At 74.8% G+C, this 21,142-nt stretch carries 22 protein-coding genes; 15 read left to right on the top strand and 7 right to left on the bottom strand.

From position 1 onward, the window contains the following. Positions 1-126: 126 nt before the first annotated feature. Positions 127-990 (bottom strand): Fpg/Nei family DNA glycosylase, encoded by an 864-nt coding sequence (locus ABT299_RS04305; RefSeq protein ID WP_500249718.1) that lies wholly within the window; start codon positions 988-990, stop codon positions 127-129. A gap of 428 nt (positions 991-1,418) precedes the next feature. Here ABT299_RS04305 and ABT299_RS04300 point away from each other — a divergent pair, with 428 nt between their 5' ends. From ABT299_RS04300 to ABT299_RS04285, 4 genes are all read left to right on the top strand, one after another. Then, complete coding sequence (locus ABT299_RS04300; RefSeq protein ID WP_190851256.1) at positions 1,419-1,625, top strand: heavy-metal-associated domain-containing protein; 207 nt, start codon at positions 1,419-1,421, stop codon at positions 1,623-1,625. Positions 1,626-1,673: 48 nt separating this feature from the next. Continuing rightward, positions 1,674-2,618, top strand: coding sequence for a DUF8832 domain-containing protein (locus ABT299_RS04295; protein ID WP_500249717.1), 945 nt, complete (start codon positions 1,674-1,676; stop codon positions 2,616-2,618). 31 nt (positions 2,619-2,649) lie between these two features. Further along, positions 2,650-4,971 (top strand): heavy metal translocating P-type ATPase, encoded by a 2,322-nt coding sequence (locus ABT299_RS04290; protein ID WP_500249716.1) that lies wholly within the window; start codon positions 2,650-2,652, stop codon positions 4,969-4,971. Between the two features lie 338 nt (positions 4,972-5,309). After that, a complete protein-coding gene (locus ABT299_RS04285; RefSeq protein ID WP_190851268.1) occupies positions 5,310-5,546 on the top strand; it encodes a hypothetical protein in 237 nt (78 codons plus the stop codon). A 384-nt stretch (positions 5,547-5,930) separates the two neighbouring features. Here the strand turns inward: ABT299_RS04285 and ABT299_RS04280 are convergent, their stop codons facing one another. Further along, positions 5,931-6,569 carry a response regulator gene (locus ABT299_RS04280; protein WP_347256492.1) on the bottom strand — a complete coding sequence of 213 codons (639 nt, stop codon included), beginning with the start codon at positions 6,567-6,569 and terminating at the stop codon, positions 5,931-5,933. A gap of 8 nt (positions 6,570-6,577) precedes the next feature. Further along, entirely contained in the window at positions 6,578-7,882 is a 1,305-nt protein-coding gene (locus ABT299_RS04275; protein WP_500249715.1) for a sensor histidine kinase, read from the bottom strand. Between the two features lie 110 nt (positions 7,883-7,992). Here ABT299_RS04275 and ABT299_RS04270 point away from each other — a divergent pair, with 110 nt between their 5' ends. The 4 genes from ABT299_RS04270 to ABT299_RS04255 are packed head-to-tail and all read left to right on the top strand — an operon-like array spanning position 7,993 to position 11,502. Then, a complete protein-coding gene (locus ABT299_RS04270) occupies positions 7,993-8,550 on the top strand; it encodes a hypothetical protein (RefSeq protein WP_433144684.1) in 558 nt (185 codons plus the stop codon). After that, positions 8,547-9,626 (top strand): peptidoglycan-binding protein, encoded by a 1,080-nt coding sequence (locus ABT299_RS04265; protein ID WP_500249714.1) that lies wholly within the window; start codon positions 8,547-8,549, stop codon positions 9,624-9,626. Before ABT299_RS04270 ends, ABT299_RS04265 begins: the two co-directional genes overlap by 4 nt. Then, positions 9,623-10,318 carry an ABC transporter ATP-binding protein gene (locus ABT299_RS04260; RefSeq protein WP_190851281.1) on the top strand — a complete coding sequence of 232 codons (696 nt, stop codon included), beginning with the start codon at positions 9,623-9,625 and terminating at the stop codon, positions 10,316-10,318. The genes ABT299_RS04265 and ABT299_RS04260 overlap by 4 nt, the downstream gene beginning before the upstream one ends. Continuing rightward, the gene (locus ABT299_RS04255) at positions 10,315-11,502 is read left to right on the top strand and encodes an ABC transporter permease (RefSeq protein WP_190851283.1); all 1,188 of its coding nucleotides are present in this window, start codon (positions 10,315-10,317) and stop codon (positions 11,500-11,502) included. Before ABT299_RS04260 ends, ABT299_RS04255 begins: the two co-directional genes overlap by 4 nt. A 77-nt stretch (positions 11,503-11,579) precedes the next feature. Here the strand turns inward: ABT299_RS04255 and ABT299_RS04250 are convergent, their stop codons facing one another. From ABT299_RS04250 to ABT299_RS04240, 3 genes are all read right to left on the bottom strand, one after another. After that, positions 11,580-12,188, bottom strand: a complete 609-nt coding sequence (locus ABT299_RS04250) for a TenA family protein (RefSeq protein ID WP_500249713.1) — start codon at positions 12,186-12,188, stop codon at positions 11,580-11,582. 267 nt (positions 12,189-12,455) lie between these two features. After that, complete coding sequence (locus tag ABT299_RS04245) at positions 12,456-14,612, bottom strand: bifunctional polysaccharide deacetylase/glycosyltransferase family 2 protein (protein WP_387025924.1); 2,157 nt, start codon at positions 14,610-14,612, stop codon at positions 12,456-12,458. A 2-nt stretch (positions 14,613-14,614) separates the two neighbouring features. Beyond that, entirely contained in the window at positions 14,615-15,262 is a 648-nt protein-coding gene (locus ABT299_RS04240) for a hypothetical protein (protein ID WP_500249712.1), read from the bottom strand. Positions 15,263-15,389: 127 nt separating this feature from the next. Here ABT299_RS04240 and ABT299_RS04235 point away from each other — a divergent pair, with 127 nt between their 5' ends. The 3 genes from ABT299_RS04235 to ABT299_RS04225 are packed head-to-tail and all read left to right on the top strand — an operon-like array spanning position 15,390 to position 17,061. Beyond that, a complete protein-coding gene (locus tag ABT299_RS04235) occupies positions 15,390-16,058 on the top strand; it encodes an RNA polymerase sigma factor (protein WP_347256493.1) in 669 nt (222 codons plus the stop codon). Further along, positions 16,055-16,828, top strand: a complete 774-nt coding sequence (locus ABT299_RS04230; protein WP_500249711.1) for a hypothetical protein — start codon at positions 16,055-16,057, stop codon at positions 16,826-16,828. The genes ABT299_RS04235 and ABT299_RS04230 overlap by 4 nt, the downstream gene beginning before the upstream one ends. After that, positions 16,825-17,061: a hypothetical protein gene (locus ABT299_RS04225; RefSeq protein ID WP_500249710.1), complete on the top strand. Its 237-nt coding sequence runs from the start codon at positions 16,825-16,827 to the stop codon at positions 17,059-17,061. Before ABT299_RS04230 ends, ABT299_RS04225 begins: the two co-directional genes overlap by 4 nt. Here ABT299_RS04225 and ABT299_RS04220 read toward each other — a convergent pair. Beyond that, positions 17,026-17,430, bottom strand: a complete 405-nt coding sequence (locus tag ABT299_RS04220) for a phosphoribosyl-AMP cyclohydrolase (RefSeq protein ID WP_206700012.1) — start codon at positions 17,428-17,430, stop codon at positions 17,026-17,028. The genes ABT299_RS04225 and ABT299_RS04220 overlap by 36 nt on opposite strands. Before the next feature lie 202 nt (positions 17,431-17,632). Between ABT299_RS04220 and ABT299_RS04215 the strand changes: the two genes are divergently transcribed. The 4 genes from ABT299_RS04215 to ABT299_RS04200 all read left to right on the top strand — a co-directional run bounded on the left by ABT299_RS04215 (position 17,633) and on the right by ABT299_RS04200 (position 21,074). Continuing rightward, entirely contained in the window at positions 17,633-18,085 is a 453-nt protein-coding gene (locus tag ABT299_RS04215; RefSeq protein ID WP_500249709.1) for an ATP-binding protein, read from the top strand. A gap of 60 nt (positions 18,086-18,145) precedes the next feature. Further along, entirely contained in the window at positions 18,146-18,922 is a 777-nt protein-coding gene (locus ABT299_RS04210; RefSeq protein WP_500249708.1) for an ATP-grasp domain-containing protein, read from the top strand. 96 nt (positions 18,923-19,018) lie between these two features. Next, the gene (locus ABT299_RS04205) at positions 19,019-19,591 is read left to right on the top strand and encodes an NADPH-dependent FMN reductase (protein WP_500192577.1); all 573 of its coding nucleotides are present in this window, start codon (positions 19,019-19,021) and stop codon (positions 19,589-19,591) included. Between the two features lie 52 nt (positions 19,592-19,643). Beyond that, positions 19,644-21,074 (top strand): DHA2 family efflux MFS transporter permease subunit, encoded by a 1,431-nt coding sequence (locus ABT299_RS04200; protein ID WP_500249707.1) that lies wholly within the window; start codon positions 19,644-19,646, stop codon positions 21,072-21,074. The last annotated feature ends 68 nt before the right edge of the window (positions 21,075-21,142 follow it).

Below are 21,142 nucleotides of genomic sequence, written 5' to 3'. Positions count from 1 at the left end.
GGGGCCCGCTCCCCCCCGTCCTCCCCCCCGGCCGCGCCCCCTCTCCCGGCGGCCGTCGCGTGTGGGGGGGGCGGCCCCCGCCGGGCCCGCCCCCCCCCCCCCCCCTCGACCGGGTGTCGGTGGGGGTTACTTGAGGAGGCGGGAGAGGCGGCGGTCGGCCAGGGGCTTGCCGCCGGTCTGGCAGGTGGGGCAGTACTGGAGGGCCGAGTCGGCGAACGACACCTCGCGGATCGTGTCGCCGCACACCGGGCATTTCTCGCCCTTGCGGCCGTGCACGCGCAGGCCGGTCTTCTTCTCGCCCTTGAGGTCCTGCGCTTCGAGGCCGCGCGAGCGCTCCACCGCGTCGCGGAGGGTCGTCACGATCGCCTCGTGCAGGACCGCGATGTCGTCGTCGGTGAGCGTCGCGGCGATCTTGAACGGGGACATCTTCGCCACGTGCAGCACCTCGTCGGAGTAGGCGTTGCCGATGCCGGCGATGACGCTCTGGTCGCGGAGCAGCCCCTTGATCTGCGTGCGCTTGCCCGCGACGATCTCGCGCAGCCGGCCGGCGGTGAACGACTCGTCCAGCGGGTCGGGGCCGAGGCCCGCCACGCCGGGCACGTCGGCGGGGTCGCGGACGACGTAGACCGCGAGGCCCTTCTTCGTCCCGGCCTCGGTGAGGTCGAAGCCGGAGCCGTCGTCGAGGTGGACGCGGAGCGCGAGCGGGTTCTTCCCGCCGGGACGGGCGGGTCTCGTCGGCACCTCGTCGCGCCACCGCAGCCAGCCGGCGCGGGCCAGGTGGATCACCAGGTGGATGCCGTCGACGTCCAGGTCGAGGAACTTGCCGTGCCGGGCGGCGCCGGTGACGGTCAGCCCGCCCAGCGTGGTGACCGGCGGGTCATAGGTCTTCAGCGCAGAGATCGCGAGGACGTCGACGCGCGCGACGGCATGGCCGACGACGCGCTCCCGCAGGAACGCCGCCAGCGCCTCCACCTCGGGCAACTCGGGCATCGGACCTCCACTCGCCGACCGTGACCCCTCCAAGGTAAACGCTCCGGCAGCCGTGCGGCGGACCTGCGCAAGCGGGCCCTCCGGGGGCGCGGAACGCGAGACCATCGACGGGAGCGGCGCCCCGCGCCCGGCGACGCGGCGGAGTTGCCCACAGGGCTGGGGAAGGTTGTGGAAAACCTTGTGCATGGCGCGCGGTTCGGCGCGCCGGCGGGGCGATCCGCGGTGAATACCTCGACGAATATCGACAAATCGCCGCGCCCCGCCCCGCGAGGCCCCCGGGACAGGGTGTGGATAACTCCGCGCGGCGCGCTGTGACCCGGATCTCGAAATAACCCCTAGGGGGTACGGGTTGTGCGGGGCATCGGCGTTGTGGCACCATGGGGCCACCGAGATACCCCCAGGGGGTACACGATGAGGGAGGACGAGAGATGAGCACCGCCACCTACACCGTCACCGGGATGACCTGCGGCCACTGCGTCGCCTCCGTGACCGAGGAGGTCGAGCAGGTCGCCGGCGTCACCGCCGTCGACGTCGACCTCAAGACCGGCCAGGTGACCGTCACCAGCGAGGCCCCCGTCGACGACGCCCTGATCAAGAGCGCCGTCGAGGAGGCGGGATACGCCCTGCAGGCCTGACGCCTGCCGCCCTGCGAACCAGGGCCGAGACGAGTGGAGTGAAGGACGATGAACACCGCGACCAAGCTGGGCGCCTACGTGGCGGCGCTGGCCGTCGTCTTCGGCGGGGCCGCCGCGATCGGCACCGCGGCCGGCCCGGTCGGCAAGGCCGACGAGGGCGAGCACGGCGGGCACGGCTCGCACGGGTCCCACGGCGGGACGGCGGCGGCCGCGGCCGTCCCCGGCGGGCTGCAGGTCAGCCAGGGCGGCTACACCCTGCACCCGCGGACGACCGACGTGCGGCCGGGCGTGCGGACCGACTTCCGGTTCACCATCGACGGCCCGGACGGCCGGCCCGTGACCAGGTTCACGCCGCTGCACGGCAAGCGGCTGCACCTGATCATCGCGCGCCGCGACCTGTCCGGCTTCCAGCACCTGCACCCGACCGAGGTCGGCGGCGGCGTGTGGGAGGTCGCGGTCGTCCTGCCCAAGGCCGGCGCGTACCGGTTCTTCACCGACGTCCAGCCGGAGGGTGCCGAGGAGGCGCTGACGCTGGGCGTCGACGTCGCCGCCGCGGGCGACTTCCAGCCCGTCCCGCTGCCGGGGCCCGAGCGGGTCGCGAAGGTGGACGGCTACGAGGTGCGGCTCGCCGGCGCGCTGGCCCCGGGCAGGTCGAGCAAGCTGACCCTGTCGGTGAGCAAGGACGGCAAGCCGGTCACGGACCTGGAGCCGTACCTGGAGGCGTACGGGCACCTGGTCGCGCTGCGCCAGGGCGACCTCGCCTACCTGCACGTCCACCCGGACGGCGAGCCGGGCGACGGCAAGACGAAGCCGGGACCCGACATCACCTTCTACGCCGAGGCGCCCAGCGCGGGCACGTACCGGCTCTACCTGGACTTCCAGCACGGCGGCAAGGTCCGCACGGCGGAGTTCACCGCGACGGCGGGGCCGTCGCCCGCGCCCGTCCAGCAGGGCGAGCCGCAGGGCGAGGGCCACGGCGAGCACACCCACTGACATCCCGTACGGTCGAAGCGAAGGAGGAGCGATGACCACCGGCGCCGTGCCAGAAGCGGAATCCGGGCGGATCGAGCTGGCGATCGGCGGGATGACGTGCGCGTCGTGCGCCAACCGCATCGAACGCAAGCTGAACAAGCTCGAGGGCGTCACCGCCACGGTCAACTACGCCACCGAGAAGGCCCGGGTCGAGTACCCCGCCGGGGTGTCCCCGGAGGACCTGGTCGCCACCGTCGAGGCGGCGGGCTACACCGCCGAGCTGCCGGCGCCGCCCAAGGGCGAGGACGCGCGGGGCGAGCAGGACGAGCCCGACGACGGGCTCACCACGCTGCGGCAGCGGCTGATCATGTCGGTCGTGCTCGCGGTCCCCGTGATCGCGATGGCGATGGTCCCGGCGCTGCAGTTCGACAACTGGCAGTGGCTGTCGCTGACGCTGGCGTCGCCGGTCGTCGTCTACGCGGGCTGGCCGTTCCACAAGGCCGCGTGGACGAACCTGCGGCACGGCGCCGCGACGATGGACACGCTGGTGTCGGTCGGCACGCTCGCCGCGTTCGGCTGGTCGCTGTGGGCGCTGTTCTTCGGCACCGCGGGCGAGACCGGCCTCAAGCACGGGTTCGAGTTCTCCATGACCCGCTCGGACGGGTCGATGAACATCTACCTGGAGGCCGCGTCCGGCGTCATCGCGTTCATCCTCGCGGGCCGCTACTTCGAAGCGCGCTCCAAGCGCCGCGCGGGCGCCGCCCTCAAGGCGCTGCTGGAGCTGGGCGCCAAGGAGGTCTCGGTCGTCCGCGACGGGCGCGAGGAGCGCATCCCGGTCGAGCGGCTCGCGGTGGACGACGTGTTCGTGGTCCGTCCCGGCGAGAAGATCGCGACGGACGGCGTGGTGACCGAGGGGTCGTCGGCGGTGGACGCGTCGCTGCTGACCGGCGAGTCCGTCCCGGTGGAGGTCGCGCCGGGCGACGCGGTGGTCGGCGCGACGGTGAACGCGGGCGGGCGGCTGCTGGTCCGCGCGACGCGGGTCGGCGCCGACACCCAGCTCGCGCAGATGGCGCGGCTGGTGGAGGACGCGCAGACCGGCAAGGCGCAGGTGCAGCGGCTCGCCGACCGGATCTCCGGGATCTTCGTCCCGGTGGTGATCGCGCTGGCCGTCGCGACGCTGGGCTTCTGGATCGGCACCGGATCCGGCCTCGCCGGGGCGTTCACCGCGGCGGTCGCGGTGCTGATCATCGCCTGCCCGTGCGCGCTCGGCCTGGCCACCCCGACCGCCCTCATGGTCGGGACGGGGCGCGGCGCGCAGCTCGGCATCCTGATCAAGGGCCCGGAGGTGCTGGAGTCGACCCGCCGGATCGACACGGTCGTGCTGGACAAGACCGGCACCGTCACCACCGGCCGGATGGCGCTGGTGGACGTCCACACCGCCGGCGGCGCGGACGAGGCGGAGGTGCTGCGGCTGGCGGGGGCGCTGGAGAACGCGTCCGAGCACCCGATCGCGCAGGCCATCGCCAAGGGCGCGACGGAGCGCGTGGGAACGCTGGGCACGGTCGAGGATTTCGCCAACGTCGAGGGCCTGGGCGTGCAGGGGGTCGTCGACGGGCACGGGGTCCTCGTCGGCCGGCCGCAACTGCTCGCCGAGTGGTCGCAGCACCTGACCCCCGCCCTGGAGCGGGCCATGGCGGAGGCGCAGGCCCTCGGCCGGACCGCCGTCGCGGTCGGCTGGGACGGCGAGGCCCGCGCGGTGATCACCGTCGCGGACCAGGTCAAGCCGACCTCGGCGGAGGCGATCGCGCAGCTGCGGGCGCTCGGGCTGCGGCCCGTCCTGCTCACCGGCGACAGCGAGACCGTCGCCCGCACGGTGGCCGACGCGGTCGGGATCGACGAGGTCATCGCCGAGGTCCTGCCGCAGGACAAGGTCGACGTCGTCAAGCGCCTGCAGGGCGAGGGGCGGACGGTCGCGATGGTCGGCGACGGCGTCAACGACGCCGCCGCGCTCGCCCAGGCCGACCTCGGCCTGGCGATGGGCACCGGCACGGATGTGGCGATCGAGGCGTCCGACCTCACCCTGGTCCGCGGCGACCTGCGGGCCGCAGCGGACGCGATCCGGCTGTCCCGGCGCACGCTCCGCACGATCAAGGGCAATCTGTTCTGGGCGTTCGCCTACAACGTGGCGGCGCTGCCGCTGGCGGCGACCGGGCTGCTCAACCCGATGATCGCGGGCGGCGCGATGGCGTTCTCCTCGGTCTTCGTGGTGAGCAACAGCCTGCGGCTCCGCCGGTTCAAGGCGCTGAACGGCGACCCGGCGGCGTCCCCGGCGGCCGCCGTCCCGGCCCGCCGGGAGGTCCGGGCGGCCCACTGACACCGCCGATGAGCGCGCGGTCCCCGGCCGGGGGCCGCGCGCTCGCTGTTTCATGTGAAACCCGCACGGTCGCAGGGGATCCGCGGGCCTCGCGGGGCTAGAGGCAATGCCGGGAAGTTAAGGGTGGCGCCCGGGTGTCAAGGATTTTCAGCGGGTGGCCGGACATGAGAACGGAGATCCAGTAGAACGGGTGTTCTCTCACAAACGTCCGAACAGGCTGGATCGTCAGCAAGAAGATCCTGACGGCCGCGGACGACGCCGCGCTCCAGGCGCTCGGCCGCGCCGCCGCCGACCGCTTCGCGCTCGGGGCGCTCGGCCTCCGCGAGACGCTGCGCTGGATGTCGGGCCTGGAACCGGGTGTGGGCGCCAGCGTCATCAAGGGCGGCGGCGCGCTGGCCGACCGGGAGCGGACCACCGCCGCACTCGGCCTGCTCGGGCCGGAGGGGACGCTGGGCAACGGTCCCGGCGGCCTGGTGCGGGACGAGCTGGGCCTGCCCGGCCTGCTCCTCGGCGGCGGGACCGTGGAGATCCGGCTCAACGTGATCTCCGGGCGCATCCTCGGGCTGCCGCGCTGACCGCGGGCTGCGGTGGAAGGCCCGCAGCGCGCGCCGGTAGTAGTCGATCGCCATGCTGGAGGGGTCCTCGTCGGCGGCGTGGCTGCGTCCGAGGACCCGGGGGTCAGCTCCTCCTGCCACTCGGCGAGAGCGGCGGCCATCAGATGCTCGCGGGAGCGGAAGTAGTTGTCTCCACACGCATCGCCGACGGCCCGGTCCCCGTCGTCGTTCGGTCCGGCAAGGCGGCCCCTTCCCGCTCACGCCCCCGGGCGGATGGAGCATGGAGATCCACGGGAATTCCAGAACAGCGTTTCTGTCGCAGCAAGCGGCCGGACGCCCGGAGTCGCAGGTCACGGCTGTCGGCGAGTTCGACGATCCGCACGTGGTTCTCCCGCAGCCGGCGCGCTAGACGACGCCGTTCTGGTGGGCGTAGATGACGGCGTGGATGCGGTCGCGCAGGCCGAGCTTGGTGAGGATCCGGCTGACATGGGTCTTCGTGGTGCCCTCGGTGATGAGGAGGGCCTCGGCGATCTCGGCGTTGGACATCCCCCGGGCGATGAGGACGAGGACCTCGCCCTCGCGCGGGGTCAGCATCGCCAGGCCAGGGGCGTGCGCCGCGCGCGGGGCGGTGTCGACGAAATGGCGGATCAGCCGGCGGGTGACGGTCGGGGCGGCGACGTTCTGGCCGGACGCGACCGTGCGGACCGCCGTGACGAGGTCGGCGGCGAGGGTGTCCTTGAGGAGGAACCCGGCGGCGCCCGCGCGCAGGCCGGCGTAGACGTACTCGTCCAGGTCGAAGGTGGTCAGGATGATCACGTGCGGCGGGCCGTCCGGCGCGGCGCGCCCGCGCAGCCGCCGGGTCGCCTCGATGCCGTCGATGCCGGGCATCCGCACGTCCATCAGGATCACGTGCGGGGACGTCGCGGCGGCGGTGGCGAGGACCTCCAGCCCGTCGGCGGCCTCGCCCACCACGCCGATGTCGCCGGTCTCGTCCAGGATCATGCGGAAGCCGGTGCGGACCAGGGACTGGTCGTCGGCGATCACCACCCGGATCATGCCGGGGCCGCCAGCGGCAGGACCGTGGTGACCTCGAAGCCGCCCCGGTCGGCCGGCCCGGCGTGGACGGTGCCGCCGAGGGCGGTGACCCGTTCGGCGATGCCGCGCAGGCCGTTGCCGAACACCGGTGGCCGCCCCGTGCCGCCGGTGTCGTGCACCCGGATGGTGAGTTCGCCGCCGGTGAAGTCGAGGCCGACGCTGCACGAGCAGCCCGGGTCGGCGTGCTTGAGCGTGTTGGTCAGCGCCTCCTGGACGATCCGGTACGCCGACAGCTCGATGCCCGCCGGCAGCGTCGCCGGCTCGCCCGTGATCTCGAACGCGACCGGGCGCCCGCTGGCGCGGACCCGGTCGATCAGCTCGGGCAGCGCGGCGAGGCTGGGCTGCGGGGCCAGCTCCGCCTGCGTGCGGACCAGGCCGAGCAGCCGGCGCATCTCGGCGAGCGAGGCGCGGCCCGTCGTGATCACGTTGTGCAGGGCGGCCTCGCTGCGTTCGGGGTGGCGGCGCAGCGCCGCCTGCGCCCCCTGCGCCTGGACGACCATCACCGACAGGCCGTGCGCGACGACGTCGTGCAGCTCGCGGGTGATCCGCCCGCGTTCGGTCGCGACGGCGAGGGCGGTGCGCTGCTCCTGGTCGCGTTCCAGGTCGGCGGCCCGCGCCTCGATGACGGCCAGGTGCGCCCGCCGCGTCCGGGCGTTGTCGCCGGCCGCCCAGGCGATGCCGAGCAGCAGCGCCGGGACGGCCGCGTCCGACAGGGCCTGGAGCACCGCGCCCCACGCGGAGGGAAGGAAGTCCCCCTTGCGCGGGCCGAGGCGGCCCAGGCGGATCGCCTCCAGCGGCTCCACCAGCGCGAGCAGGCCCAGTCCCGTCTCAAGGGCGATCAGTAACGCCACCGACGCCCTGCGGGTCGCGGCGGCGCCGGCCAGCCCGTACACCGTGACCAGGACGCTCAGGTCGAGCGGCAGCAGCGGGAGATCGTGGCCGAGCCCCGATCCCGGTCTCAACGGTTTGGCGAACACCACGGCGGGCCAGCCGGTGAGGTGCGAGGCGACGCCCGCCGCGGCGAGGACCACGGCGGCCACCGGCAGGCGGCGCCGGACCAGGAGCGCCGCGACCAGCAGCCCGCCCGCCAGCCACCAGAAGGCGATGTGCACCCGCCAGCCTGCCTCGGAGCCGTAGACCATCGTCATCTTGGCCTGGGTCGGGGTGTGCAGGCCCGGGTCGGCGCCGAGCAGCGCGCTCGCCAGGGCGAGGACGGCCGCCGCCGCGGAGTCGAGCAGGAGGGGGCCGGCCCGGGGACGCATGGCTGAAGGGTATGACGCCGCGGTCGCGAGCGGATCTGTCGGAAGATGTACGCAGGGGTCCGCCTCGCGCCAGACGCGGACGGGCGGCGCGGACGCCCACCCTGGCGGACATGAACAGACTCGCCCCCGCGGCGCTGGCCGCAGCGTCGGTGCTGGCCCTGGCCGGGTGCGCCTCCGGCCACGGCGCGGCGTCCGCGTCCCCCTCGTCCAGCGCCAACAACATGCAGCAGGTGCTCGCGCTGGGCAGGAGCATGTCGCAGTGCGCCCGGGCGCACGGCTACCCGACCTTCCCCGACCCTAAAGTGAACGCCACCGGGGACGACATCACCTTCTCCCCGGCCGGCGGGCCCGACCAGACGAAGACGATCTTCCAGGCGCTGGAGAGCGTCCCGGAATGCAAGGCGATCCTCGACCGGATGAACTCCACCGCCAAGAAGCGGTCCGGGAGGGACAACCGGCAGGAGCCCAAACCGAAGGACGTCCCGGCCCTCAAACGGTTCGCCCAATGCGTCCGCGAACACGGCATCCCGGAATGGCCCGACCCCAAGGCCGACGGGTCCTTCCCGCTCCACGGGACGGCGATCGAGGCGGAAGGCAAGTCGCAGCGCCTCCTCCAGGCCACACAGCCCTGCCAGCGGTACTGGTCGGGAAGGATCGCCGTCTCATGAGGGCCGTCGTGATCGCGGCGACCGGGGTCGCGGTCGTCGCCGCGTCCGGCGGGATCTGGGCGGCGAGCCGGGGGGAACCCGCGCGCGGGGCGGGCAAGGCGCCGGTGGCGGTGACCGCGGTCCCGGTGCGGCGCGGCGACATCGTCTCGCGGGTGCCGCTGTCGGGGACGCTCGGCTACGACGGGACCGTCTCGGTCGTGAACCAGCTGGCCCCCGGGGTGGTGACGGCCGCGCCCGCGGCCGGCTCGGTGATCGGGCGCGGGTCACGGCTGTTCGCCGTCGCGGGCACCGACGCCGTCCTGCTCTACGGACACGTCCCGGCCTACCGCCCCTTCACCTGGGGCATGACGGCCGGCGCCGACGTGCTGGAGCTCGAACGCAATCTCGACGCCCTCGGATACGCGCCCGGCACCGTCGACCGGCACTTCTCGGCCGCGACGGCGGCGGCCGTGCGCCGGTGGCAGAAGGCGCGCGGGCTGCCGCCGGCCGCCCGGACCGGGGAGCTCGCGCTCGGCGAGGTCGTGTTCCTCCGCGGGCCCGTCCGCGTCTCCCATGTGGACACCGGCGCCGGGGCGTCGGCCGGGCCGGGGACGCGGATGCTGTCCGGCACGTCGACCGTCAAGGTCGTCCGGGTGTCGGTGACGGCGGACCGGCGGGCGCAGCTGCACGCCGGCGACCCGGTGCAGATCACGATGGTCGGCTCGGACGGCGTCGTCCAGGGCCGGGTCAGGACGCTCGGGAAGGTCGCCGCGGCGCCCGAGGCGCCGCAGGGCGCGCCCCCGGGGCCCGCCACGGTGACCGTGACCATCACGCTGGTCAGGCCACCGCGGGTGTTCGCCGACCTCGACCAGGTGCCCGTGCAGGTCGCGATCGAGAGCGAGCGGCGGCGCGACGTGCTGACGGTTCCCGTCACGGCGCTGCTGGCGCGTCCCGGGGGCGGCTACCAGGTGGCCGTCCGGGACGGGGCCGCGCGGCGGCTCGTCCCCGTCACACCCGGGCTGTTCGACGACGCGACCGGGACCGTCGAGGTGAACGGCGTCGGCGAGGGCACGCGCGTGGAGGTGCCCGTCTCATGAGCGACATCGTGTTGAGCTTCACCGAGGTCGTGAAGACCTATCCCGGGACGCCGCCGGTGGAATCGCTGCGCGGAGTGGACCTGGCCGTGCGGTCCGGAGAGATGACCGCGGTGGTCGGGCCGTCCGGGTCGGGCAAGACGACGCTGCTCAACCTGGCCGCGGGACTGGACCGTCCGACGGGCGGATCGGTGTCGCTGGGCGGCGAACGCATCGAGACGCTGCCGGACCGGCGGCTCTCGGGGCTGCGCGCGCACGCGGTCGGCGTCGTCTTCCAGCGGTTCTTCCTGCTCGACCACCAGACGGCGGTGGCGAACGTCGCGGACGGACTGCTCTACCGGGGCGTTCCGCCGCGCCGCCGCAAGGCCGCCGCGCTGGAGGCGCTGGACCGGGTCGGCCTCTCCGGCAGGGCCGGCCATCCGGCCCGCGTGCTGTCGGGAGGCGAGCGCCAGCGGGTCGCGATCGCCCGCGCCCTCGTCGGCCGCCCCGCCCTCGTGCTGGCCGACGAGCCGACCGGCAACCTGGACTCGGCCACCGGCGACCGGATCCTCGCACTGCTGCACGACCTCAACGCCGGCGGCGTCACCCTGCTGGTCATCACGCACGACGCCCATGTCGCGGACGCCTGCGGCCGCCGCGTCGAACTGCGCGACGGCCGGATCACCGCCGACGAACCGGCCGGGGGCCGGGCATGAGCGCGTCGCGGTTGCGGGCGGGCGACCTGCTGCCCCTGGCCACCGTGGGCCTGCGGAGCAGGCGGCTGCGGACGGCGCTGTCGACGCTCGGCGTCGCGATCGGGATCGCGGCGATCATCGCGGTGCTGGGCATCACCCGCTCCAGCCAGTCGCAGCTGCTGGCCCGCGTCGACCGGCTCGGCACGAACCTGCTGACGGTGGCGACCGGCACCGACCGCGGCGGCGCCGAGGTGCCGCTGCCGCCGACCGCGACCGCGAGCGTCGCGCGCACCGACGGGGTCACCCGGGTCACGGCCACCGCCGACCTCCCCGACCTCGCCGTGTTCCGCACCGACCGCGTCCCGGGCGGCCGCACCGGCGGGCTCGACGTGCGCGCGACCGAGCCGTCCCTGCTCGCCACCCTGGACGGCCGCCTGGCCGCGGGCGCGTTCCTCACCGAGGCCACCGGACGCTATCCGGTGGTCGTACTCGGCCACGACGCCGCCGAGGGGCTCGGCATCGACCGGGTCGACACCGCGACGCGGGTCTGGCTCGGCGGACGCTGGTTCACCGTCGCCGGCATCCTGCAGCCGCTGGAGCTCGCGCCCGAGATCGACCGGGCGGCGCTGATCGGCACCGCGGCCGCCGCCGGGTTCGGCTACACCGGGCACCCGACGAGGCTCTATCTGCGGGCGGACACCGGCCGGGTCGACGCGACCTCCGGGCTGCTGGCCCGCGCCGTCGACCCGGAGGCCCCCGACACCGTGGCCGTCACCCGGCCGTCCGACGTGCTGGAGTCACGGCTGCTCATCGCCGGTTCGACGACGGCGCTGCTGCTGGGGCTCGGCGCCGTCGCGCTGCTCGTCGGTGGGATCGGGATCGCGAACGTCATGGTCATCTCCGTCCTGGAGCGCCGCGGCGAGATCGGGCTGCGCCGCGCGCTGGGCGCCACCCGCCCGCACATCGCGGCCCAGTTCCTGCTGGAATCCCTGCTGCTGTCGGCGCTGGGCGGGGTCGCCGGCGTCCTGCTGGGCACGCTGATCACGTTCGCGACCGCCGCGCAGCGTCACTGGCACCCCGAGATACCGGCGGCCGCGGTCGGCGCCGGCCTCGCGGCGGCCGTCCTCATCGGTGCCCTGGCCGGCCTCTATCCCGCCGCCCGCGCCGCCCGGCTGCCCCCGACCGAGGCCCTCCGCGCGGCCTAGTTCCGCACGCCCGGCCCAGGGCCCTCGACCGGCGGCCCGGACCCGGTGGACCTCGGCGGTCACCGATCTAGAGGGGGCTAGAGGGGGACGTCCCAGAAGGCGAGCTCGTGGCGCATGCCCTCCAGGAACAGGCGCTCCGCGCGGGCGGGGTCGGCGCCGGACTCGTCGATCATCTGGGCGATGCGGCGGGTCAGCTCCGCGAAGCCGGGGTCGGCGTAGGTGTCGACCCAGCGGCGGTAGCGCGGCTCCGCCGGCGGGTCCTCGGCGAGGCGGGCGCCCAGCGTCGAGTAGCCCCACATGCAGGGGTACAGGGCGGCGAGCCCGTCGCCGTAGGCGGCGGCGCTGTCCAGCAGGAACGCGGTGTAGGCGGCGCAGGGCGGCCCCTTCCGGGCGCCGTCCAGGTCGGCGCCGAACTCCGCGGACAGCGACCGGTGCAGGTCCAGCTCGTCGTGGTAGGTCGCGTGCGCCAGGTCGACGAGATCGCCGAGGTGCGCGGACGGCGCCTGCCAGGCGAGCCGGGAGAACACGCGGACGTAGTCGTGCAGGAACAGGTAGTCCTGTTCGAGCCAGGAGCGGAAGACCGCCTCGTCCAGGTCGCCGTTCGCGATGCCGACGACGGTCGGGTGCTTCAGCTGCTCCTCGACCAGCGGACGGCCGAGCTCCTCCAGATGCGCCGCGAGACTCATGCGGGCCAGTCTGACATCACCCCGGACTCGGGCGAATCCGGCGTCTTCCCCCGGACACGACCAGGCCCCGCCGGGTCTTGCGGCCCGGCGGGGCCCTGGTCAAGCACCGGTGTGCGGGTCGCCTCTCGGCGAAAGGCTCAACACGGCTCCAGCCGGACGGTATTCCGTGAAGGCGATAGGTGAGGCCCGGGGACACCAGGCACACCGGCTGCCATGTGTAACCCCTGGGGCCCCCGGGATTGTTCCCGCCCGCCGGATCGGATTCCGTCAGCGGGCGGACGCGGGCTGCGGAGGGACGTCGGAGAACGTGCCGGTGCGGCGGATCGTGTGCCAGCCGAGCCGGGACCCCAGCAGCGCCGTGACCACCGACTGGACGACGACCAGGTACATGAGCTGCCGGTACACGAACTGCTGGAGGGGCAGCGCCCACAGCGGGCGGACGCGCTCCCCGTCCAGCCAGAGCGCGTACGCGCCCGCGGCCGTCTGCGCCGCGACGAACCCGGCCCACAGCAGGATCGGCTCCACCGGGTTCAGGAAGACCAGCCCGAACAGTGCGAACAGGTCGACGGCGGGCGCGAACAGCGGCAGCAGCACCTGGAACACCGCCAGGTAGGTGAGGCAGCGGCGGCCGAACCGGCCGGACGGGCCGCGCTCCACCAGCGACCGGCGGTGCTTCCACATCGCCTGCATCGTCCCGTAGCACCAGCGGTACCGCTGCCGCCACAGCTGCCGCAGCGACGACGGCGCCTCCGTCCAGGCGATCGCCTTCTCCTCGTACACGACGCGGTACCCGGACCGGCAGATCGCCATGGTGAGGTCGGTGTCCTCGGCGAGGGTCTCGGCGGGGACGCCGCCGACGCGCGCCAGCACCGAGCGGCGGAACGCGCCGATCGCGCCCGGGACGGTCGGCATGCACTGCAGCACGTCGAACATCCGGCGGTCGAGGTTGAAGCCGATCACGTACTCGATGTGCTGCCAGCGGCCGAGGAGCCCGCCCCGGTTGGCGACCTTGGTGTTGCCGCTCACCGCGCCGACCCGCGGGTCGGCGAGCGGCCCGACGATGTGCCGGAGGGTGTCGCGCTGGAACACGGTGTCGCCGTCGACCAGCACGAGGATCTCCGCGCGCGCCACGGCCGCGCCCGCGTTCAGGGCGCTGGGCTTGCCGCCGTTGGGCTTGCGGACGAGCCGGACGCCCGGCAGGGCGAGCCCCTCGACGATCGCGGCGGTCCGGTCGGACGACCCGTCGTCCACCACGATCACCTCGAACGCGCCCGGATAGTCGGTGTCGAGCAGCGAGCGGACCGTCGCCGCGATCCCGGCCTCCTCGTTGTAGGCGGGCACGATGACGGAGATGTCCGGGTACGGTCCGGGCGGCGCCGGCCCCGCCCGCGGCCCCCGGCGGGACGCCCCCCGGCGGGACGGCCGCCGGACGCGCCGGACGTGCACGTGCGCGAACACCAGCAGCAGCACGAGCCTCAGCACGTACAGGGCCCCGGCCACGCCGAACAGCGCGCCCAGCCAGCCGGTGAGCGCGGACGCGGTCCGCTGCGCGGCGACCAGCGTCCAGCCGATCGCCTTCTCCCGGCCCGGGACGGCGATGTCGGCGGCGGGCATCCGCATCGCCTGCGACAGCGTGGTGAAGCGGTAGCCCTGCGGCTGGAGCCGGTCGATGATCTGCTCGACGGCGGCGACGGTCTGCGCCCGGTCGCCGCCCGAGTCGTGCAGCATGACGACGGCGCCCTGGCCGCGCCGCTCGGCCGCGAGCGCGGCCTTGACGATCTCGGCGGTGCCGGGCCGCCGCCAGTCCTCGGTGTCGCGGTCGGTGAGCACGACGACGTAGCCGTCGGCGCCCGCGCGGCGGGCCGCCCCCCACTCCGGCGCGGTCAGGCCGTCCGGGACGGAGGAGTACGGCATCCGCATCAGCCGCGTGTGGACCCCGGCCGCTCCCGCGAGCGCGCGCTGCGTGAGGTCGAGTTCCAGGCGCGCGCGCCAGGCGGGGGCGGTGGCGAGGTCGACATGGGTGTAGGTGTGCGAGCCGATCTCGTTGCCCTCGCGCAGGATGCGGCGCGTCAGCCCCGGGTTCTCGGCGATGTGCGCGCCGACGGCGAAGAAGGTGCCGTGCGCGCCGTGGCGGCGCAGGACGTCGAGGATCCGCGGCGTCCAGGTCGGGTCGGGGCCGTCGTCGAAGGTCAGCGCGATCGTCTTGGCCGGCGTCCGCAGCGAGTGCGGCGTTCCGCCCGCCATGTTGAGCACCGGTCCGCCGGAGGTGATCGCGGACGGCGCGGGGACGGGGTGTGCGGGGTCCTTGCGCGGTGCCTCCCCGACTGCGCCGTGCGCGTAGCCGTCCAGCAGCAGGAGGACGGTCAGCGCCAGGCCACCGAGAAGCAGCAGGACCCAGTGGCCCCGCGGTTCGCCTCGCCGCATGCTCAGGCCGGCTTCTTGGTGTGCCCCCACGCGGGCGGGGTCGCGTGGGAGTTGCCCGGCCGGCTCGTGGACGTGGTGGCCGAGGGCTTGGCGCTGGGCGCGGACGACGCGGACGGCGCGGCCGTCGTCACCGGCTTCGACGTCGCGGAGGGCGCCTTGGGCGACGCCCCCGACGGGACGGTGCGCGGACGCCGGCTCGGCGACGCCCCACCAGGCTCAGCCACCACGCCCTGCTTTCCGGCGCGCGCGCTGGCCGGCTGCTGCCCGCCCACGCCGGGATGCGCGGACGGCGCGTTCCACGGCGTCCCCGGCACGGCTGCGCCCGTCGCCGCCCCGATGCCCAGCGCGCCGAGGAAGACCACGAGCAGCGCGCCCGCCAGCAGCCCGATCCGCCGGGCCAGCCGGTGCCGCCGCCCGGTCGCGTCCACGAACACCGGCGCCCCGTCCGGCGCGGTGGCCCCGGGACCGCCCGGGCGCACGCCGCCCGGGCGCACGCCGTCCGGGGGTGGGGCGCCCGTCGTGGACACGGCCTGCGTCAGGGGCACGGTGTGCAAGGGGTGCGCGGCATGGTCCGGGAATCCGGCGCCGCCCGGCGCGGCGCCGGATTCCTCGTCCGGGCCGTGCCGGTGTGCAGGCAAATCACGGATCATGTCGTCCATCACTTCGCATCAGGGGACGAACGCCGCGCGCGCTCTGGCGATCGGCCGTTCAGAACGGTCAGCGCCGAGCACCTCGTACATGTCACACCACTCCTGAATTGCCTGCACAATGACGCACGTGACGCGAGCGCGGCAGGAGGGTGCGGGCGGCGAGGACGACCTCGACCGCGCTCTTCGCGCGGCCCAGGAAGGGGACGAGGAGTCCTTCCGGGTGCTCTACCGCGACGTCCAGCCCCGGCTGATCCGCTTCGCCGGCGCGCTCGTCGGCGCGGACGCCGAGGACGTGACGTCCGAGGCGTGGCTGCAGATCGCCCGCGACCTGCCCGCCTTCCGCGGCGACATCGACGGGTTCCGCGGCTGGACCGCCACGATCACCCGGCACCGCGCGCTGGACCACCTGCGCCGCCGGTCCCGCCGCCCGGCCGCCGACGCGCCCGCCGAGGAGCTGCTCACGCTCGCGGCGCCCGCCGACACCGAGGCGCTGGCCCTCGACGGCATCGCCACCGAGGACGCGCTGCGGCTGATCGCCGGGCTGCCGCGCGACCAGGCCGAGGCGGTGCTGCTGCGCGTGGTGGTGGGACTGGACGCCAAGTCCGCGGGGAAGGTGCTCGGGAAGCGGCCGGGCGCGGTCCGCACCGCCGCCCACCGGGGCCTGCGCCGCCTGTCCGAGCGGCTCGCGGGGTCCGCCGCCGCGGTCTCCGGGACCGTTCCGGCGCCGCAGGCGGGCTCGCTGCCCGCCGCCCGAAGTGACAAAAGCGGCGGTACGGGCGCTGAAGGGGTGAGATGAGCGACCATCAGCGAGCCCGACGGCTCGATCAGCGCACCGCCGAGCGGCTGCTCGGCGGGGCTCCGGCGCGCCCCGCGAACGGCTCCGCGAACGGCTCCGCCGACGGCTCCGCGGGCGGCTCCGCCGACGGGCATGACGCGCTGCGCGCGCTGCTGTCGGCCGCCGCCGGTCCGCCGCGTCCGGGGGAGCTGGCCGGCGAGGACGCCGCGGCCGCCGCCTTCCGCGCCGCCCGGGCGCGCCCCGCCGCGCGGCGCTCGCGCTGGGCCGCCGTGCCCCGCTACGCGACGGTCAAGGTCGCCGTGGTCGCCGCCACGCTCGCGGCGTTCGGCGGGGGCGTGGCGGTCGCGGCGAGCACCGGGCACCTTCCGGGGCAGTCCCCGGCGCCCGCGCCGTCCCACCACCACGCGCCGAAGCAGCCGTGGCACCGCGGCGACCGGCTGCCGCAGGCGCCGTCGCCGTCGCCGTCGGTCGTCCCGCGCACGTCCCCGCCGCGGCATCCGAAGCCGAGCCCGTCCCCGAAGGGCACGCCCCAGCACGCCCGGACGACGCCTCCCGGCCAGGCCAACACCCGGTCCCCGAAGGCCAAGAAGACGCACCCGAGCAACGGGAACAGCGGAAGCAACGGCAACAACAGCAGCAACAGCGGCAAGAGCGACGGGAACGGCGCGAACACGGCGCACAGCGGCAAGAACGACCACAGCCAGAGCGGCGGGAACGGTCCCCTGCCAGGTCGAGTGCCAGGCGGGACCGCACACCCTGCATCACGATGACCGCGCGCATGGCGCTGGACGAGCTGGGCCTCCCCGGCGCCTCCGTCACGGCGCGCGTCGACCTCGACCGGCGGGAGACGGCCACCCTCTTCCGCTACCGGCTGGCGTTCGACCCGGCCCCGCCCGCCGGCGTCCGCGAGGCGGTCCTGCGCCGCGTGGAGCGCTCGCCGGTCCGGCGGACGCCGGGCAGGCCCCTGTCATTCGTGGCGGAGGGCTCCCTCGCCGGTGATTGACCGGTAGTAGCAGGTCGGGCGCGCGTCGCCCGACGCCGACTTCGTGTGGCAGGCGCCGCCGGTCGTCCGGTTGACCAGGTAGAGCAGCGAGTTCTGCTCGCAGTTGACGCGGACCTCGACCAGCTCCAGCACGTCGCCGGACGACGCGCCCTTGCGCCACAGCTCGTTGCGCGACGTCGACCACAGCACCGCGATCCGCTCGTCCAGCGTCGCCTTCAGCGCCTGCTCGTTGGCGTAGCCGATGAACAGGACGTCCTTGCTCGCGGCGTCCTGCAGCACGACCGGCACGACCTCCGAACCGGTCGCCGCGACGGCGCGCAGCTTGCCGAAGTCGAGTGCGAGCCGCGTTCCCTCTTCGAGTTCGTTCACCACGCGATCCTCCCTGGGCCCCCGGTGCGACGGCAACCGACCGTCACCGTGCGCGTCGGCGCCGGCACGTATCGTCGCACGTCCGGGCCGTGCATCTGCGTAAACGGCGAATGCGCGGCGCCCGGCTTGTCACCACAGGCGATTGTGCGGCCGCATCGGCGGACCCATGCTGGCCGGAGCACTCACCTGAGGGAGCGATTCGATGACACGGGGCACTGTCCGGACGCGCGGTCCCATGCGACTCCTCGGCACCACCACCCTGCCCGGGGTCGCCCGGTCCGCCCCGGAGGCGCGCGCGTTCGTCCGCCGCGTCGCGCCGCACATCGACGCCGAGGCCCTCGCCGACATCGTGCTGTGCGTGGACGAGCTGGTCGCGAACGCGTGCGAGCACACCGCGTCGGGCCTGGGCGGCCGGGTGACCGTCATCGTCAGCGCCGCCGACGGAACGCTTCGTGTCACCGTCCTGGACGATGGCGGCACGGGCGGCGCGCCCTGCGTGCGCGACGCCCCGTGCGGCGAGGACGGCCGGGGGCTGCGGCTCGTCGACGCCCTGTCCACCGCGTGGGGCTCGCACCGCGCCCTCGGCGGCACGGCGGTATGGGCCGAGTTCCACGCCCCCGCCGCCCCGCGCGTCCCCTGCGATCAAGTCGGATGACACGGGCTCGCGGATGACGGCATCCTTTGACGGCCTTGCCGTCAGCCGTGGAGGTCCGTCATGCCGACGCTCGTCCTGTCGCCCCGCTACTCCGAGGACTCGAAGGTGCTGCGGCTCGCCGCCGGACGGGCCGGATGGAAGGCGGAACGCCTGGGCGGGTGGCGGGCGCCGGCGCGGCTGCGCGGACAGGACGTGGCGCTCTACGGGGAGCCGACGTTCGTGGAGGTCATCGCGGCGCAGCTCGGCGTCGCGCTGATCGACGCGCCGCCCTCGTGGCTGCCCGGCCTGCCGGAACGGCATCTCCGTCGAAATGTAGATATGTCGACATTGGCGGAGGTTCGTGAGTCGCTCGTCCGGCCGGTCTTCGTGAAGCCGGCGGACGGCCGCAAGGGCTTCGAGGGCCGGGTCTACGGCTCGCCCGCCGGCCTCCCGGACGCGGTGCCCGGCGACACCCCCGTCCTCGTCGGCGAACCGGTCGAGTGGGAGGTCGAGTACCGCTGCCAGGTACTGGACGGCGAGATCGTCGCGATGTCGCCGTACCTGCGGGACGGCGAGCTCGCGCTCACCGGCGACGGCCGCTGGGAGGCGCCCTGGGACGCGGAGGCCCTCGCCTACGCCGAGCTGCTCCTGGACGAGGTACCGCTGCCGCCCGCGGTCGTCGTCGACGTCGGCCTGATCAAGGGTCGGGGGTGGGCGGTCGTGGAGACGAACGCGGCCTGGGGCGCGGGCCTGTACGGGTGCGACCCGCAGGCCGTCCTGCGCGTTCTGGCCCGGGCGTGCGCGCCCGCGCCGTCCGACGGCGCATGGACGACCGCTCCCGTCCGGCTGGGCGACTGACAGGGAAGGACGCGGATCCGAGGCGGATGCGGCCGGCTCGTCGACCAGTCGGGTGACAGATGCCCGGCCCGTAGGCCCGTTCTTAGCGTCGGGGCCATGGAAAGCACACCTCTACGCGTCGCCGTCATCACCGCCAGCACCCGCGAGGGACGCTTCGGCCCGACCGTCGCCCGCTGGTTCGCCGAGCAGGCGGCCCAGCGGGACGACCTCGTCCTGGACCTGGTGGACGTCGCGGACGCGCCGCCCCCCAGCCGCCTCGGCACGCCCGCGCCCGACGGCTTCGACGAGATCACCCGCACGCTGCAGGCGGCCGACGCCTTCACCGTCATCACCTGCGAGTACAACCACAGCTTCCCCGGGACGCTGAAGAACCTGATCGACACCCACTACTACGAATGGCGCGCCAAGCCGGTCGCGTTCGTGTCGTACGGCGGGGTGTCCGGCGGGCTGCGGTCCGTCGAGCATCTGCGCGGCGTCTTCGCCGAGCTGCACGCCGTCACGATGCGCGACACGGTCAGCTTCCACGCGCCGTGGAACTGGTTCGGCGAGGACGGGCGCCCCGTCGACGCCGAGGGCGCCGAGGCGGCGGCGAAGGGCATGCTCGACCAGCTCGCCTGGTGGGGCCACGCGCTGCGCGACGCCCGCGCCGCCCGGCCGTACGGCGGCTGACGTGGCGGCGACGACGCAGGCCCCGCCGGCGGTGAGAAGCGGTACGCGGCCGATGGCGGTCGCGCTGGTGCTGGTCCTCGGCTCGATCATGATCACGCTGGACCAGACCGTGGTGAACGTCGCGCTGAACCGGCTGTCGGCGGACTTCGGCGCGCCGCTCGGCACCGTCCAGTGGGTGGCGACCGCGTACGCGCTGGCGCTGGCCGCGGTGATCCCGTCCGCCGCGTGGGCGGTCGGGCGGTTCGGCGCGCGGCGGCTGTACCTGGCGGCGATCGCCGCGTTCGCGGCCGGGTCGGCGCTCGCCGGGCTGGCCTGGAACATCGAGTCGCTGATCGCGTTCCGCGCGGTGCAGGGGCTGAGCGGCGGCCTGGTGATGCCGGTCGGCATGACGATCCTGCTGCGCGCCGCCGGACCGGACCGGCTCGGCCGGCTGATGAGCACGCTCGGGCTGGCCGTGCTTGTCGGCCCGCTCGCCGGGCCTGTCCTCGGCGGCTGGCTGATCGACGCGGTGTCGTGGCGGTGGATGTTCTTCGTCAACCTGCCGGTCGCGGCGGCGGTCGTGGCGCTCGCCGCGCGGGTCTTCCCCCGCGACGCCGCCGGGGCGCGCACCCCGCTGGACGTCCTCGGCCTGCTGATGCTGTCGCCCGGCCTCGCCGCCCTGCTGTACGGGGTGACGACCGGCGGCGACCGCGGCGACTTCGGCTCGGCCCGCGTGCTGGTCCCGCTGGCCGCCGGGGCGCTGCTGGTCGCCGGGTTCGTGCTGCGGGCGCTGACCGTCCGGCATCCGCTGATCGACCTGCGGCCGTTCCGCGACCGGACGTTCGCCGCCGCGACCGGGACGCTCGCGCTGTTCGCGACCGGCTACTTCGGGACGATGCTGCTGCTCCCCCTGTACCTCCAGGTCGTGCGCGGCGAGAGCGCGACGGTGGCGGGCCTGCTCGGCATCCCGTTCGCGCTCGGCTCCGGGACGGCGATGCAGGCCGCCGGGCGGATCGTGGACCGGGTCCCGCCGGGCCGGCTCGTGCCCGTGTCGGTCACGACCGCGCTGGCCGGGTTCGGGCTGTTCACCGTCCAGCTGAGCGCGGACGCCCCGTACTGGGGGCTGTGCGCGGCGATGCTGCTGATGGGCGCGGGCGGTGGCGCGACGATGATGCCGGCGATGACGGCGGCGACCCGCGGGATGGGGCACGAGCAGGCGCCCGCCGCGAGCACGACGGTGAACCTCGTCAACACCGCGTGCGGCGCGATCGGGACGGCGCTGGCGTCGGTGGTGCTGTCCACGCTGATGAGCGGCCTCGTCCCGGACGATCCGGACGGCGGCGGCGCGCTCCAAGCCGTGCACCGGCTGAGCCCGCGGGCGCACGCGGCCGTCGCCGGGCCGCTGGCGGACGCGTTCCGGCACACGTATGCGTTCGCGCTCGTCCTGCTGGCCCTGGCGCTGGTCCCGGCGCTCCTCCTGCCGCGCCGCACCGCGCGGAAGTGAGGCGCCGAGGACCCCCGCTCCGGTGTCCGGAACGGGGGTCCTGGGCGTGAGGGCCCGGAGGGCGCGGG

The sequence above is a fragment of the Spirillospora sp. NPDC000708 genome (assembly GCF_040299565.1).
Classification (GTDB): Bacteria; Actinomycetota; Actinomycetes; order Streptosporangiales; family Streptosporangiaceae; genus Spirillospora.
This window is presented reverse-complemented; position numbering and strand designations above follow the sequence as displayed.

Bases quoted from the DNA above. Each gene is read 5' to 3' on its own strand.
- ABT299_RS04265 (WP_500249714.1), top strand. From the start codon at position 8,547: ATGAGGGCCGTCGTGATCGCGGCGACCGGGGTCGCGGTCGTCGCCGCG.
- ABT299_RS04230 (WP_500249711.1), top strand. From the start codon at position 16,055: ATGAGCGACCATCAGCGAGCCCGACGGCTCGATCAGCGCACCGCCGAG.
- ABT299_RS04210 (WP_500249708.1), top strand. From the start codon at position 18,146: ATGCCGACGCTCGTCCTGTCGCCCCGCTACTCCGAGGACTCGAAGGTG.
- ABT299_RS04260 (WP_190851281.1), top strand. From the start codon at position 9,623: ATGAGCGACATCGTGTTGAGCTTCACCGAGGTCGTGAAGACCTATCCC.
- ABT299_RS04305 (WP_500249718.1), bottom strand. From the start codon at position 990: ATGCCCGAGTTGCCCGAGGTGGAGGCGCTGGCGGCGTTCCTGCGGGAG.
- ABT299_RS04255 (WP_190851283.1), top strand. From the start codon at position 10,315: ATGAGCGCGTCGCGGTTGCGGGCGGGCGACCTGCTGCCCCTGGCCACC.
- ABT299_RS04275 (WP_500249715.1), bottom strand. From the start codon at position 7,882: ATGCGTCCCCGGGCCGGCCCCCTCCTGCTCGACTCCGCGGCGGCGGCC.
- ABT299_RS04285 (WP_190851268.1), top strand. From the start codon at position 5,310: ATGTCGGGCCTGGAACCGGGTGTGGGCGCCAGCGTCATCAAGGGCGGC.
- ABT299_RS04300 (WP_190851256.1), top strand. From the start codon at position 1,419: ATGAGCACCGCCACCTACACCGTCACCGGGATGACCTGCGGCCACTGC.
- ABT299_RS04240 (WP_500249712.1), bottom strand. From the start codon at position 15,262: ATGATCCGTGATTTGCCTGCACACCGGCACGGCCCGGACGAGGAATCC.
- ABT299_RS04205 (WP_500192577.1), top strand. From the start codon at position 19,019: ATGGAAAGCACACCTCTACGCGTCGCCGTCATCACCGCCAGCACCCGC.
- ABT299_RS04250 (WP_500249713.1), bottom strand. From the start codon at position 12,188: ATGAGTCTCGCGGCGCATCTGGAGGAGCTCGGCCGTCCGCTGGTCGAG.
- ABT299_RS04200 (WP_500249707.1), top strand. From the start codon at position 19,644: ATGGCGGTCGCGCTGGTGCTGGTCCTCGGCTCGATCATGATCACGCTG.
- ABT299_RS04295 (WP_500249717.1), top strand. From the start codon at position 1,674: ATGAACACCGCGACCAAGCTGGGCGCCTACGTGGCGGCGCTGGCCGTC.
- ABT299_RS04270 (WP_433144684.1), top strand. From the start codon at position 7,993: ATGAACAGACTCGCCCCCGCGGCGCTGGCCGCAGCGTCGGTGCTGGCC.
- ABT299_RS04225 (WP_500249710.1), top strand. From the start codon at position 16,825: ATGACCGCGCGCATGGCGCTGGACGAGCTGGGCCTCCCCGGCGCCTCC.
- ABT299_RS04290 (WP_500249716.1), top strand. From the start codon at position 2,650: ATGACCACCGGCGCCGTGCCAGAAGCGGAATCCGGGCGGATCGAGCTG.
- ABT299_RS04215 (WP_500249709.1), top strand. From the start codon at position 17,633: ATGACACGGGGCACTGTCCGGACGCGCGGTCCCATGCGACTCCTCGGC.
- ABT299_RS04245 (WP_387025924.1), bottom strand. From the start codon at position 14,612: ATGCGGCGAGGCGAACCGCGGGGCCACTGGGTCCTGCTGCTTCTCGGT.